Source organism: Pseudoalteromonas sp. BDTF-M6 (assembly GCF_018334135.1).
Classification (GTDB): Bacteria; Pseudomonadota; Gammaproteobacteria; order Enterobacterales; family Alteromonadaceae; genus Pseudoalteromonas.
Genome location: NZ_JAGXTQ010000004.1, coordinates 299,918 through 313,777 on the forward strand (window position 1 = coordinate 299,918; position 13,860 = coordinate 313,777).

Sequence of the window (13,860 nt, forward strand, 5' to 3'; positions counted from 1 at the left end):
TTATTTCATGGCCGCATTCACGTACACATCGAAACGGTTTTTCTTAGTCTTGATCTGAGTGCTGGGAGTGTGTTCGTTTAAAAACGGCGCATAATCCGGGCGCTTAACCACCACCCTTTTACTCGCCAGTTGCAGCGCCGGCGTCAGCAGATCATCGGCATCGCCGTCATCCCCCACCAGGGATTGGAACACCCGCATTTCCTTTTTGACCAAAGCGGATTTTTCCCGATGCGGGAACATGGGGTCGAGGTACACCACATCAACCTCCCCCTCGGAAAGGGGTTGCTTCTCTAACAGCACATGGCTGCTGCCATGATGCAGGTGCATGCGCTCCTTCATCCAGGGGCCGATTTCCGCATCCAGGTAGGCGCGTTCCAGGCCATCATACAGCAAGGCCGCGACCACGGGGTGGCGTTCAAACAGGGTCACCTTGCAGCCGAGCGAAGCCAGTACAAAAGCATCACGGCCAAGTCCGGCGGTGGCGTCGAGCACATGGGGCGTGGCGCCCTTATTCAGGCCGACCGCCTTGGCAATGGCCTGGCCTTTGCCGCCACCAAACTTACGGCGGTGAGCCGCGGCACCTTCGACAAAGTCGACACGAATGGGCGTGAGCTTGGGCTCGTCACGCTTGCATAAGGCCAATCCCAACTCATCGTATTGCAGGTAAAATTGCTCATCGAGTGGACATTCATCCAACTTAAAGCGCTGGCTTAGGGTATCGCAATAGGCTTGCGCGGCATCGATACGGCAATAGATGTGCACGACTTTCTCCGTGGAAATGGCTGTTGAGGGGGTATGATATCAGGATTTTTAGCCGCACCCTTCACTTAAATACAGTGAAAAGTGCGGCTAAATATTTGGCTACGCCATTGGCAATGCTTTCGGCATAGCCTTAAGCAGCAATGCCGCTGTGACGCAGCAGCGCATCCACACTTGGTGCACGACCACGGAAACGCTCAAACAACACAGCCGGCTCCTCCGAGCCACCCTGCTCAAGGATATGAGTTAAGAAGGCACGGCCGGTGTCGGCGTTAAAGATCCCTTCTTCCTCAAATTTAGAGAAGGCATCGGCCGAGAGCACTTCCGCCCATTTGTAAGAGTAATAACCGGCGCTGTAGCCACCGGCGAAAATGTGGCTAAAGCTATGCTGGAAACGATTAAAGCTTGGCGCCTTAACAACCGACACCTGCTCCCGCACACGATCGAGGATGGCCTGGATTTCACTGCCCTTGCTGGGGTCGTAATCCGCATGAATATGAAAATCAAACAAGGAGAACTCAAGCTGACGCACCATCTGCATCGCCGACTGGTAGTTCTTCGCCGCCAATAGCTTATCCAACAGCTCCTTCGGCAAAGGCTCATGAGTTTCATAATGGCCCGAGATAAAGGCCAGCGCCTCCTGCTCGTAACACCAGTTTTCTAAAAACTGACTTGGCAGCTCCACCGCATCCCAGGCGACACCGTTAATGCCGGCAACGGCGGCGGCATCTACCTGAGTCAGCATATGGTGCAGACCATGGCCAAACTCATGGAACAGAGTGACCACTTCGTCATGGGTAAACAGCGCCGGCTTATCGCCCACCGGACGGTTAAAGTTACACACTAAGTAGGCCACCGGAGTTTGCAATTGTCCGCCTAAACGCACCTTGCGGCCCATGCAGTCGTCCATCCAGGCGCCGCCACGTTTGTGCTCACGGGCATAGAGGTCGAGGTAGAAGCGACCACGCAGGGTATCGCTGCTGTCGTAAATCTCGAAAAAGCGTACGTCTTTATGATAAGTATCAAATTCTTTTTGCTCTTCAACACGAATGGCAAACAGCTTTTCAACGGTTTTAAACAAGCCGCTCAGAACCCTGTCTTCGGGGAAATAAGGACGCAACTGCTCGTCGCTGATGGCATATTTTTCCTGCTTTAGCTTCTCGCTGTAATAGGCATAATCCCAGGCTTCCAGCGCCGTTACACCGTGCGTTTGCTCGGCATAGGTGCGCAGCTCCTCTAAGTCTTGCTGCGCCTGCGGTTTAGACTTGGCGGCCAGGTCGTTGAGGAAGCCAAATACCTGCTCCGTTGAGTCGGCCATCTTGGTTGCCAGTGACTTTTGGGCATAATTCTCAAAGCCTAACAACTGCGCCAGTTCATGACGTAGTTTCAGCTCTTCGTCCATAATGGCACTGTTGTCATATTCGCCGGCGTTAGGGCCCTGATCTGAGGCGCGGGTAACAAAAGCGGTGTAGGCTTCTTCACGTAGTTCGCGGTTATCCGCATGGGTCATGATCGGCAGGTACGAGGGAATATCCAGGGTAAACAACCAACCTTCTAATTCTTTGCTTTGGGCGGTGTGTGCCGCCAGGTCTTTTGCCGACTCGGGCAAACCGGCCAGCTCACTCTCATCGGTGATATGCTTTTGCCAGGCCAAGGTGGCATCCATTACATTATTGCCGAACTTGGCGCTGAGCTCACTCAGGCGACTGACGATTTCGCCGTAGCGTTTTTTATCCTTGTCATTCAATGCGATGCCCGATAATTTAAAGTCGCGCAGGGCGTTATCTATGACCTTCTTTTGCGCCTTGCTTAGGCGAGTGTATTCATCGCTGTTGGCCAGTGCCGTATAGGCATCGAACAGACCCTGATGTTGACCCACAAAGGTGCTGTATTCGCTCAACAGCGGCAATACCGCGTCGTACGCTTCGCGCAGCTCAGGGCTGTTTACCACCGAGTGCATATGGGAGACGGGTGAAAACAATCGGCCCAGTTTGTCATCGGCCTCTTCCAGAGGCATCACCAGGCCTTGCCAGGTAAAATCCTGCGCTTCAAGAACCTGGGCTATGGTGTCTTTACATTCTTTGATGCCATGTTCGACGGCCGGTTGCATATGCTCGGGCTTAATTTTTGAAAACGGCGGCAAGCCTTCGAGGGCGATCAAGGGGTTAGTCATAACTGAGTCTCATAATACGATTAATACCTACATTCTTGGGGCAATACGGCAAAATACAAGTGCAGATCAGCGCCTTCATTTCTGCTATGGTATGGCAAACCAAATATGACAGTAAAAGTTCATAGGAATAAACAACATGTCTCAACACTTTGATTATATTTGCATCGGTGGCGGCAGTGGCGGTATCGCCTCGGCTAACCGTGCCGCCATGCGCGGTGCCAAGGTGGCCCTGATTGAAGCCACTCACCTGGGCGGCACCTGCGTAAACGTGGGTTGTGTACCGAAAAAAGTAATGTGGCACGGCGCCCAAGTTGCCGAAGCCATTAAACTCTACGCACCGGATTATGGCTTTGATGTTGAGCTAAAAGACTTTAACTGGCAAAAACTGGTGGAAAGCCGCGAAGCCTATATTGGCCGTATCCACCAGGGTTACAATAAATACCTGGCCAGCAATGGCGTTACCGTAATCAATGGCTTTGCCAAGTTTGTCGATAACAAAACCGTGGAAGTGAATGGCGAGCACTACAGCGCCGACCATATCCTGGTGGCCGTCGGTGGTCGCCCGACCATTCCTAATATTCCCGGAGCCGAGCATGGCATCGACTCTAACGGCTTCTTTGAATTAAATGAGCAACCCAAGCGCGTTGCCGTCGTGGGCGCTGGCTATATCGCCGTGGAAATTGCCGGTGTATTGAATAGCCTGGGCACAGAAACTCACCTCTTTGTACGTCGTCATGCGCCGCTGCGCACCTTTGATGGCATGCTGGTTGAAACCCTGGTCGAGGTAATGAAAAAAGAAGGCCCGACCCTGCACACCGAGTGCTCACCAAAAGAAGTGGTTAAAGAAGCGGATGGCAGCCTGACCCTGCACTTCGAAAATGGTCACAGCCAAAATGTCGACCAGGTGATCTGGGCCATTGGCCGCACGCCTACCACGGACGCCATCAATATTGCCGCGGCGGGTGTGGAAGTGACCGAGTCCGGTTATGTGAAAGTCGATGAGTATCAAAACACCACGGCCGAAGGCGTGTATGCGGTGGGCGATATTATCGAAGGCGGTATCGAGCTGACGCCGGTGGCGGTTAAGGCCGGCCGTATTCTTTCCGAGCGCCTGTTTAATGACGAGCTGCCGAATGATATGAAGATGGACTATAACCTGGTTCCTACCGTGGTCTTTAGCCACCCGCCCATCGGCACCATAGGCCTAAGCGAAGAGCAGGCCATTGCCGAGCACGGTGAGGAAAATATCAAGGTGTACACCTCAAGCTTCGCCGCCATGTATACCGCTGTGACTCAGCACCGTCAACCTTGTGCGATGAAGCTGGTGTGCCTGGGCAAGGAAGAGAAGATCATCGGCTTGCACGGCATCGGCTTTGCCGTGGATGAGATGATCCAGGGCTTTGCCGTGGCGATGAAGATGGGCGCAACCAAGGCCGACTTTGATGCGGTGGTGGCGATACACCCGACGGGCTCTGAAGAATTTGTTACTATGCGCTAAGAGTGTGTGAACAATTCACCTAAAAAAAGGGCCACTAGGCCCTTTTTTTATCTTAAGAAATCTTTCCTGCCCCAGCCACCATTCCCCTTAACCTCGTTCCTTTTCCGCCAGATAACTCCCCAGCACTAAATGCAGTTCATTCACCGTTGCCTCGACGCTGTTCGGCTCGAGCAAATATGCTTGCTGCATGGTACCGGCGGTGATGTTCTGGACCATAATCGCCAGAAATTGACTGTCTTGTGGCGATAAATCCGGGTTACGCAAGGCCACTATCTTGGTCATAAAGAGAATAAATTCGGAGTTTTTATGAGGCTGACGCACTTCTTGCACAACCGGTAAATAATCGCCGTGCTGCCACACATAATTGGCAAAGGGCAGCAACAACTTATCAACCAGCTCATAGGGAGACAGGGTTAACCACAGCTGATCATCCACCTCTTCCAGGGTACGCACTATATCGCCAATGGACTCTTCGTGTCGCTCGAACAAGGCTTTGAGTACCGCATCCCGGTCGGAGAAGAAATGATAAAGGGAGCCGATAGAGGTGTGCGCCATTTTCGCCAGGTTTTGCATGGTCAAGTTTGCCAATCCATCAGCTTCAATTATTTTGGCGGCGGCATCTAGTAACATTTGCACACGGCGAAATCCCCTTTCCTGCTGGGGAGTGCGTTGGGCTGTGCTTTTAGCATTCGAATTTGTCATAGACTCTTTTACTGACTTGGGTCCTGCTGGACATTAAAAACATTTGAGCACAACCAGGCGATGAAAAACAAGAAAATTAGATGACACCCTCTAGTTTTAAAACTAGAATACCCCCTCTATTTTATTACTCTAGTTGCGAGCAATGCGTTATGAGTATCTGGTACCTACTTTGCCTGCTGTCGACCCTGGCAGTATTAATCGCCTTCAGTAACCAGTTTCTGGTGAAAACTCAGCCCACCATTGCCATCACGGCCGGGTCCTTGTTGATGTCGATGTTGCTTATTCTTGCCGGTAAGGTCTTTGGTACCGACGCCACACAGGAACTCTTTAACTTGGTTGCCGAAATAGATTTTAAGCAATTTCTACTGGATGGCGTTCTGGGGGTGTTACTCTTTGCCGGAGCGCTGGAAATTGACCTTAGGGTGATGAAAAAGCAACGCAAAGAAATAGCCGTCCTGGTGCTGTTTTCAACCCTGGTCTCTACCTTTATCGTGGCTTATCTCAGCTATCAGTTACTGGGCTTTATGGGTTGGCCCGTGCCCTTTATCTACTGCTTGCTTTTTGGGGCGCTGATCAGCCCTACCGACCCCATCGCCGTGCTGGCCATCATCAAGCAGATGAAGGCGCCGGAAAACATTTCCATTCAGGTAGAGGGCGAGTCGCTGTTTAATGACGGTGTCGGCCTGGTGCTGTTTACCACCATTTTAGCCGTGGCCTTGTCGGGCACCGCGCCAACCGCAGCCGGGGTTGCCCACCTGTTTTTGGTCGACGCTATTGGCGGCATCGCCTTTGGCCTGGTACTCGCCTTCGTCTCCCATGTACTGATCATAAAAAGCCGTGAAGCCAATATTCGCCTGCTGCTCACCATCTGTATTCCCACCGCTGGCTTTGCCACCGCGAATCTGCTCGGAATATCCGGGGCCTTGGCCATGGTGGTCAGTGGTATCTTTATTGGTAATGTAACCCGAGGAAAAGCGGCGACCATGTCGCGCTACACCAGCGTTCGCAACGTTCGTAACTTCTGGCATGCCATCGAGGGCGCCTTAAATGCGCTCTTGTTCCTCTTGATTGGCCTGCTGTTAGTCACCCTGCCCTTTACCTGGGAAGAAATAAGCATTGGCTTACTCATGATACCCATTGTCCTGCTGGCGCGTTTTATCAGTGTGTCGCTGCCCTATCTCGCTTTTCGCCGTTTCCGCCAGTACGACGTCAACGCGGTGCGCATTCTCACCTGGGGTGGCTTGCGAGGCGGACTCGCGCTGGCGATGGCGGCCTCCATTCCCGCGGGCCAGGCCGTGGTTAATGGCACCGATATTAAAACCCTGTTGGTGACCTTAACCTACGTGGTGGTGATCTTCTCCATTATTGTCCAGGCGTCCACCATTCGCCCCCTGATCGAAGGCAGTATCCGCGCCTCGGTAAACAAGGACTCCTGACCCCAGGCACACGTTCAGGGTTAATCTAGGCTCCCCCTAGACTAGCCCTGCTCATTCCTCGGCAAATACCGCCCCATTAAGCATTCGTTTTTTTAGAATGATAAGCGCTGATTTTACTAATTTTCGTTCTTATAAATTGAGTCTATTATTTCCTTATCGCAACACAGAGACCTAATTAAGGAAACGAAGATGAACTTACACACACTTATTAACAGCAACGAGACACTAACCAACATCAGCACCCTGCTCGCGCGCTTTGGTTTAACCGCACTTTTTGTGCTTACCGGCCTAAGTAAAATAGAATTCTACGATGCCACGGCCCAATACATGGCTTCGGTTGGCGTCCCAGGCATGTTACTGCCGCTGGTTATTTTATTGGAGGTCGTTGGCGGCATCATGATTATCGCCGGCCTGCTGACTCGCTTAACGGCCTTAGCCTTTGCGCTCTTTAGTGTGGTGAGCGCCCTGCTGTTCCACTTTCAGCTCGACGACCAAACGCAGTTTTTAATGTTCTATAAGAACATCGCCATTGCCGGTGGTTTCCTTGCCCTAGCGGCCTCGGGAGCGGGCAAATTCAGCCTGGATGCGCTGCTAAGTCGCCGTCAGGCCAAATAACCGCAAATGAATCAACGGCCCGCACCCTGCGGGCCTTTTTGCCGCTTGTGAGCCGGGTAATACCTTTCTTTTTACCCAGCGCATGTTAGGGTTAGGCTATGATTAATCGTCCTTTTTAGCTCATGCTCAGGATCACCTTAGAACAGTGGCGGATGTTTCGCGCCGTCGTCGAATCTGGCGGCTTTAATCAGGCCGCACAGAGCGTGCACAAAAGCCAGTCGAGCGTACACAGTGCGGTAGCAAAAATTGAGGCCGCCTTCGGCGTTAAGCTCTTTCATATAGAGGGGCGGCGCACCGTACTGACCGACGCCGGAAAAATGTTGCTCAGACGCGCCGAATATCTGTTGGAAGAAGCGGCCAAGGTCGAAGCCATAGGCCACACCTTGGGCGAGGGCATTGAGTCGCGTCTGCGTATCGCCGTCGACCAAACCCTGCCACAGCATCTTCTCTATGCCGTGCTCGAAGCCACCAGCAGCCAGTATCCGTTATTACGCATTGAGTTGTTTGAGTCCATTTTGACCGGCGCCTTGGAGTTAGTACAAAACGATCAGGTAGAACTGGCGGTCTCCCCCTACTCTGGCGATGGCTTTAGCGAACAGCTTTGCAGTATCGACTTTATCGCCGTGGCGCACCCGCAGCATGCACTGCATCATCTGGGTCGAGCGCTGACCCGTGAAGATCTAAAAGCCAACCGCCAAATAGTTGTCCGCGACTCCGCTCTTCAGGGGAAACAAGATGCCGGCTGGCTGGGCGCCGATCAACGTTGGACCGTTAGTCAGATCAACACCTCCATCGACATGATAGGCAATGGCCTGGGCTTTGCGTGGTTACCCAAGCATGCCATTACCCATGCCCTTGCCGATGGCACCTTAAAACCCCTGCCGTTAAGTAGCGGCGCACAGCGCACCCATCCGCTGTATCTCTTGTTTAAAGACGGCGATAACCTGGGGCCGGCGGCACGGACTTTTATTGGCGAGTTACGCAGCCGGGTATAAATCGCAGTCCCAACAAGCGTTCGCTTAAAACGAACGATATGTGCTTTTTATACTCATTTTAATCTCTTTAGCGGGATATTAGACTGGCTTCAACACCTCAAGTTTGGAGCACATCTTATGAAATATTTTCGCCAAGCCACTGAACGCGGAACGGTTGATCTCGGTTGGCTAAAAAGCCAACATAGCTTTTCATTTGGCCATTATTACGACCCCGCCCATATGGGCATCTCGGCGCTCAGGGTGATTAACGAAGACAGGGTTCAGCCAGGGCAAGGCTTCGACACCCATGGCCATCGCGATATGGAAATTATCTCCTATGTGATCAGTGGAGCCTTGAAGCATAAGGACAGCCAGGGCAATGAATTTATTGTTCCTGCTGGAGAAGTGCAGCGTATGAGTGCCGGCAGCGGCATTATGCACAGTGAATATAACGCTTCGGACAGCGAACCGGTGCACTTTTTACAAATTTGGATCCAGCCAAAATTCCGTGGCATTACACCCAGCTATGAGCAGATGCAAGTTCATCAGCACAGTGCAATGACGCCACTGGTGACGCCGACCGGGGAGCCGGGCACCCTGAGCATAAATCAGGATGCACGCATCTCGCGGCTGCAGCTAAAACCGGGAGCGCAATACAAGTTGACTAGCGCAGGTACGGGTTATTTGCACCTGGTTAGTGGCCACGCCCACAGCCAGGAGTTGGCCTTAAACGCCGGCGATGCCTTTGCAACAGAGAAGGATGAAACAGTGACTATTTATGCCGATTCGGCCCTTGAAGCGCTTTGGTTTGAGTTACCCTAATGACGCTCACCACGCTTCTCGTTATCGCCGCAGTGGTGATGCTCACCGGCATTTCCAAATCGGGATTTGCTGGCGCCCTGGGTGTTTTTGCCGTCCCCCTGCTACTGCTGGTGATGCCCGCTCTTGATGCCATCGCCTTGATGTTGCCGATTCTCATCATTGCCGATGTCTTTAGCTTAAAAAGCTATTGGCGCCAATGGCAAAACGAGCTGATCCGCCTGCTGCTGCCCGGCGTGGTTGTCGGGGTCTTGATAGCCCAGTGGCTGATTCAAATTATTCCCGCCGCCTGGCTCAGTGCCGCCATCGCTACCCTGAGCCTGCTGTTTGCCCTACGCAGCTTATTTTTTACCCAATTACGTTACGGCTTTTTGGCAAGCGATTGGGGCGGGCGCGTTATGGCTACCTTATCCGGACTGGCCAGCACCTTGGTCCATGCCGGCGGACCGCCGTTGATCATTTACTTCACCGCCAAGGCCTTGGCACCGCGCCAATATGTGGCCACCGCGGCGGCGCTATTTGCACTGATGAATGGCGTTAAACTCGCCGCCTTTAGTGCCCAAGGACTGCTCACCCTGGACCTGCTGTTCACTGCCTTAGCCTTTGTGCCCTTGGCTTTGTTGGGCAACTGGTTGGGGGTGAAAATTCAGCAAAAGTTCAATCCCCAGCATTTTTTGCGGGTGATGAACTGGCTCTTGCTGATGCTGGCTTTGGTGCTCTATGCCAAGCTCATGCTTAGCTAGGGGAGCGCAAGACTTCCGCCCGTCTGCCGCTGGGCTCGCCAAACTTTTTACTCATTCTCGTGTGCATCCACCATACTGATAGTTTGTAACCTTCACAGGAGCAAAGCCATGGCCCTGAATCTTCACGTCATTATTTGCAGCGTCCGACCCGGCAGAGTCGGCCCATCCGTCGCCAACTGGTTTTACGAGTTTGCCAAGGAGCAAGGCAACTTTGATGTTTCCCTGGTGGATATTGCCGCCTTTAACCTGCCCATGTACGACGAACCCAAGCATCCGCGCCTGCAGGAATACCAGCATGAACATACCAAGGCCTGGTCGCGCAGTGTGGCCCGGGCCGATGCCTATGTGTTCGTGCTGCCCGAATACAACTTTTGCCCACCCTCGTCTTTCACCAACGCTCTGGATTATGTTTATAACGAATGGAATTACAAACCCTGTGGCTTCGTCAGTTATGGCGGCGTCTCAGGAGGCTTGCGCTCAACCCAGGTAGCCAAACAGTTAGTGACCACCTTAAAGATGATGCCCATGATGGAAAGCGTGATGGTTCAAATGCCCTGGAACCTGCTCGATGAAGATAAACATTTTGTTGCCAATGAACACCACACCGCCTCCGGCAAATCCCTGTTAGAAGAGCTGGAAAAATGGGCCAAAGCGCTAAAAACCATGCGCTGATCTCCGGGCTATTTCCATCACCGTACCAGGAGCCAAACCATGAGCATCAAACTCACTAAAACGGCCGACGGCCAATATCGCCAGCAAGTGCAAATTGGCCCGCATCGGCTCTTTGCCGATGCCCGTATCGATACCCAGAGCGACAGCGCGCCGGATCCCCATGATATTTACGACTCGGCCCTGGCGGCATGTAAGGCCATTACCCTGCTTATGTATGCACAAAGAGCGGGGATCCCATTAACGGATGTGGCCGTGGACATCACCCGGGATGCCAGTGAGGAGCGCCAGGGACGCTATCATTTGCACCTAGACCTTATGCTGGGCGGCGAGCTGGATGCGGCGCAGCGGGAGAAGCTGGCGCAAATTGCCGAAAAATGCCCAATCCATAAACTTATGACCCAGATAGAAACCATCCTCACCACGGACTGTAAATAGGAGCCCATATGAGCAATCTAACCGATGACACCCGCAATGACTGTGAGCTAATGGACGCCTGTGGCGCGGTGAAAATGGTGTTAAAGCCCAAAGACACAGATCTGGGCGGTTTTTCCGTGCGTCGTTTGTTACCAACGGCGCAATTGAAAATGATAGGCCCGTGGATCTTTTTCGATCATATGGGCCCGGCCAGCTTTGCCCCAGGGCCAGGCATCAATGTTCGCCCCCACCCCCATATCGGCATTGCCACCGTCACTTATTTGTTTGCAGGTGAGATCCTTCATCGCGATTCTTTGGCCAGTGTGCAGCCTATTAAGCCGGGGGATATCAACCTGATGGTCAGCGGCAGCGGCATAGTCCACTCCGAGCGCGAGCGCCCAGAAGTCACCGAGCACGCACGCAACCTTAACGGCCTGCAACTCTGGCTTGCCCTGCCTAAGGAGCAAGAAGAAATGGATCCGGCCTTCTATCACTACCCGGCCACCAGCGTGCCCCTGGTCAATATTGATGGCGTGCCCGTGCGAGTCATGATGGGCAGCGCCTATGGCGTCGAGTCGCCGGTGCACACCTTTTCCAATACCCTATATTTGGAAGCCGTGCTTAAACCCGGCGAGTCATTAACCCTGCCACCATGCGCGGAGCTCGGCCTGTATGTAGTGCGCGGTCATTTAAAAGCGAAAGACACCGAGATTCCCGAGCACTGCATGGCGGTGTTTTCCGATACCCATGACATAAGCGCTGGCGTTACGGTCACCGCCAGCCAAGACTCGCGCCTCGCCCTTATCGGCGGCGAGCCGCTGGGCAAACGTTTTATCGAATGGAATTTTGTTTCCAGTCGCAAGGAGCGCATTGAGCAGGCCAAGGACGACTGGCAAAACGGGCGCTTTGCCAAGGTTCCCGGCGATGAGCAGGAGTCTATTCCCCTGCCTTAGCCTAAGACTTTCACCGAAATCAATTGCTTAGTAGGTACAAATTAGCGATATTGGGGCGTTTTCCAAGCGCGCCTGCTTTAAGGCGGGTGCGCAAAAGTGATTAGCTTATGCTAACGCGTGGTACTTTTAAGGAGGAAAAGACATGCGAACACCTTCCCTGATATTACTGGCCGGCCTGCTGCTTACCGGCGGCTGCGCAGCACCGAAAAAACCCAACTTTGGTGAAGACTTCTTTGCCGGCGCAGCGCGCAGTCACGAGCAAATAAATGGTCGGGATAACGATCCTTTCGCTAGCGCCTCCGTTAATGGGCAGCGTAATGAGAGTAAAGACACCACATTTGTCGTAGCCAGTGGTTTCTTTAACGCCTTCGCGCACTGGCTGTACTATGAGTTATTCTCTGATGACGAAATCGACATGAACGAGATGATCGATAATCAGTGAGCGACCACTCTGCCGACCCAGGCAGTAGCAACTAGATGGTGTCGGTTGCCGTCGCCACTTATCGCCATCCCCTTTCTTTTTTAAATGGCTTGGCGCATGCTAGGCAGAGTAAAAACTCTAAGGAGCCGATTAATGCCCAACCAACACGCATTTTTAGAACGCTTTCCTAAGGCCTGCGAAATAAAGGTGGCCTGGGGTGATATGGATGCGCTGCAGCATGTAAATAACACCCTCTACTTCAAATACTTTGAAATTGCCCGTATCGATTTTTTAAATCAGGCCGGCATACTTGAACACCTTGCCGCTGAGCAGGTCGGCCCGGTGCTGGCAGACAACTACGCCAAATATAAGCGCCCGGTGACCTTTCCCGACACCCTGCTAATCGGCGTCAGTATCAGCGACATTGGCAGCAGCAGTTTTACCACCCATTACAGCGTTTTCTCCTGTGCGCAACAGGCCGTAGTGACCGAGGGTCAGGCAAAGTTGGTGATGTTTGACTTCAAAACAATGCAAAAAGCGCCATTGAATGATAGCTTGTTATCATTCCTGCACTTAAACCTAAAGGGCTAATCATGGACTATGCAAAGCTCGGCCGCAGCGGCTTAAAGGTATCACGCGTCTGTCTTGGTACCATGACCTGGGGCAAACAAAACACTCAAAGCGATGCCGATGAGCAACTCAATTATGCGCTTGCTCAAGGCGTTAATTTTATCGATACCGCCGAAATGTATGCCGTGCCACCGAGTCCAGATACCTATGGTAAGACGGAAATCATTATCGGTGACTGGCTTTCTCGCCATAAGGAAAAGCGCAAAGAGCTGGTGCTGGCGACCAAGATAGCGGGTAACGGCTTAAAGTGGGTTCGTGATGGTGGCGACATCAGCAAAGAAGCGGTGATAGCCGCCGTCGACCAATCCCTTAAGCGTTTGCAGACCGATTATATCGATCTCTTCCAGTTGCACTGGCCCAATCGCACCTCACCGCATTTTGCCAAGCAATGGCCGGGCATGGTGGATATCGAGAGCGTCGACAAAAGCACCGAGCGCGCGCAAATGCACGCCATTTTAGAGGGCTTGGATACTTGTGTTCGCGCCGGTAAAATCCGCCATTGCGGACTTTCCAACGAAACCCCCTGGGGGCTGAGCCAGTACCTGGATCTCGCCAAGCAGTATTCGCTGCCGGCCATGGTGTCGATGCAAAACGAGTTTAGCCTGGTGCATGGCAAAGATTGGCCTTATTTAATCGAGCAATGCCATCATGAAGACGTAGCCTACCTGCCCTGGTCACCACTGGCCGGCGGTATGCTTAGCGGCAAGTATCTAGGTGGTGCGCGCCCGGCAGGGTCACGCTGGACCATAGCCCAGCGCAATGGTTTGTTTCGCGATACCGAGCAAGGCCAGCAAGCGGTGGCTCGCTATCAGGAAATTGCCAAGCAACTAGGGATCACTGCGGCCCAGCTGGCACTGGCCTGGTGTAACCAAGTGCAAGGGGTGACCTCAACCATTATCGGCGCCACCAGCAAGGCACAACTGCAGGAAAATATTGACGCCTTTGCGCTTACCCTCAACGAGGAGACCTTGGCGCAAATCGATGCAGTATTTAGGGAGTATCCGGCACCCTATTAGTGCTGACAAAAGCGCCCTTGCGACATAAAAAAGGC

General features: G+C 52.8%; 15 protein-coding genes. 12 read left to right on the plus strand and 3 right to left on the minus strand.

The features are described 5' to 3' along the window. Together KD147_RS11240 and prlC are read right to left on the minus strand one after the other, a co-directional pair. The gene (locus tag KD147_RS11240; protein WP_212547920.1) at window positions 1–762 is read right to left on the minus strand and encodes a class I SAM-dependent methyltransferase; all 762 of its coding nucleotides are present in this window, start codon (window positions 760–762) and stop codon (window positions 1–3) included. Window positions 763–892: 130 nt separating this feature from the next. After that, the gene (prlC, locus tag KD147_RS11245; protein ID WP_212547921.1) at window positions 893–2,932 is read right to left on the minus strand and encodes an oligopeptidase A; all 2,040 of its coding nucleotides are present in this window, start codon (window positions 2,930–2,932) and stop codon (window positions 893–895) included. Between the two features lie 136 nt (window positions 2,933–3,068). On the opposite strand from prlC, the gene gorA reads away from it, so the two are divergent. Continuing rightward, window positions 3,069–4,430, plus strand: a complete 1,362-nt coding sequence (gorA, locus tag KD147_RS11250) for a glutathione-disulfide reductase (RefSeq protein WP_212547922.1) — start codon at window positions 3,069–3,071, stop codon at window positions 4,428–4,430. A gap of 87 nt (window positions 4,431–4,517) precedes the next feature. Here gorA and KD147_RS11255 read toward each other — a convergent pair whose 3' ends face one another. After that, complete coding sequence (locus KD147_RS11255; RefSeq protein WP_249319242.1) at window positions 4,518–5,060, minus strand: TetR/AcrR family transcriptional regulator; 543 nt, start codon at window positions 5,058–5,060, stop codon at window positions 4,518–4,520. Between the two features lie 221 nt (window positions 5,061–5,281). Between KD147_RS11255 and KD147_RS11260 the strand changes: the two genes are divergently transcribed. The 11 genes from KD147_RS11260 to KD147_RS11310 all read left to right on the plus strand — a co-directional run bounded on the left by KD147_RS11260 (window position 5,282) and on the right by KD147_RS11310 (window position 13,825). Further along, window positions 5,282–6,568, plus strand: coding sequence for a cation:proton antiporter (locus tag KD147_RS11260; RefSeq protein ID WP_212547924.1), 1,287 nt, complete (start codon window positions 5,282–5,284; stop codon window positions 6,566–6,568). Window positions 6,569–6,757: 189 nt separating this feature from the next. Continuing rightward, window positions 6,758–7,183, plus strand: a complete 426-nt coding sequence (locus KD147_RS11265) for a DoxX family protein (RefSeq protein ID WP_212547925.1) — start codon at window positions 6,758–6,760, stop codon at window positions 7,181–7,183. 122 nt (window positions 7,184–7,305) lie between these two features. After that, entirely contained in the window at window positions 7,306–8,178 is an 873-nt protein-coding gene (locus tag KD147_RS11270; RefSeq protein WP_212547926.1) for a LysR family transcriptional regulator, read from the plus strand. A 117-nt stretch (window positions 8,179–8,295) separates the two neighbouring features. Then, a complete protein-coding gene (locus tag KD147_RS11275) occupies window positions 8,296–8,979 on the plus strand; it encodes a pirin family protein (RefSeq protein ID WP_212547927.1) in 684 nt (227 codons plus the stop codon). Continuing rightward, window positions 8,979–9,719 (plus strand): sulfite exporter TauE/SafE family protein, encoded by a 741-nt coding sequence (locus KD147_RS11280; RefSeq protein WP_212547928.1) that lies wholly within the window; start codon window positions 8,979–8,981, stop codon window positions 9,717–9,719. Before KD147_RS11275 ends, KD147_RS11280 begins: the two co-directional genes overlap by 1 nt. A 108-nt stretch (window positions 9,720–9,827) precedes the next feature. Beyond that, entirely contained in the window at window positions 9,828–10,391 is a 564-nt protein-coding gene (locus tag KD147_RS11285; protein WP_212547929.1) for an NADPH-dependent FMN reductase, read from the plus strand. 39 nt (window positions 10,392–10,430) lie between these two features. After that, the gene (locus KD147_RS11290) at window positions 10,431–10,826 is read left to right on the plus strand and encodes an OsmC family protein (RefSeq protein WP_212547930.1); all 396 of its coding nucleotides are present in this window, start codon (window positions 10,431–10,433) and stop codon (window positions 10,824–10,826) included. Window positions 10,827–10,834: 8 nt separating this feature from the next. Further along, window positions 10,835–11,758: a pirin family protein gene (locus KD147_RS11295; RefSeq protein WP_212547931.1), complete on the plus strand. Its 924-nt coding sequence runs from the start codon at window positions 10,835–10,837 to the stop codon at window positions 11,756–11,758. 142 nt (window positions 11,759–11,900) lie between these two features. After that, window positions 11,901–12,200, plus strand: a complete 300-nt coding sequence (locus tag KD147_RS11300; RefSeq protein WP_212547932.1) for a hypothetical protein — start codon at window positions 11,901–11,903, stop codon at window positions 12,198–12,200. A gap of 132 nt (window positions 12,201–12,332) precedes the next feature. Beyond that, window positions 12,333–12,770 carry an acyl-CoA thioesterase gene (locus KD147_RS11305; RefSeq protein ID WP_212547933.1) on the plus strand — a complete coding sequence of 146 codons (438 nt, stop codon included), beginning with the start codon at window positions 12,333–12,335 and terminating at the stop codon, window positions 12,768–12,770. A gap of 2 nt (window positions 12,771–12,772) precedes the next feature. Further along, a complete protein-coding gene (locus KD147_RS11310; protein WP_212547934.1) occupies window positions 12,773–13,825 on the plus strand; it encodes an aldo/keto reductase in 1,053 nt (350 codons plus the stop codon). Window positions 13,826–13,860: the final 35 nt, after the last annotated feature.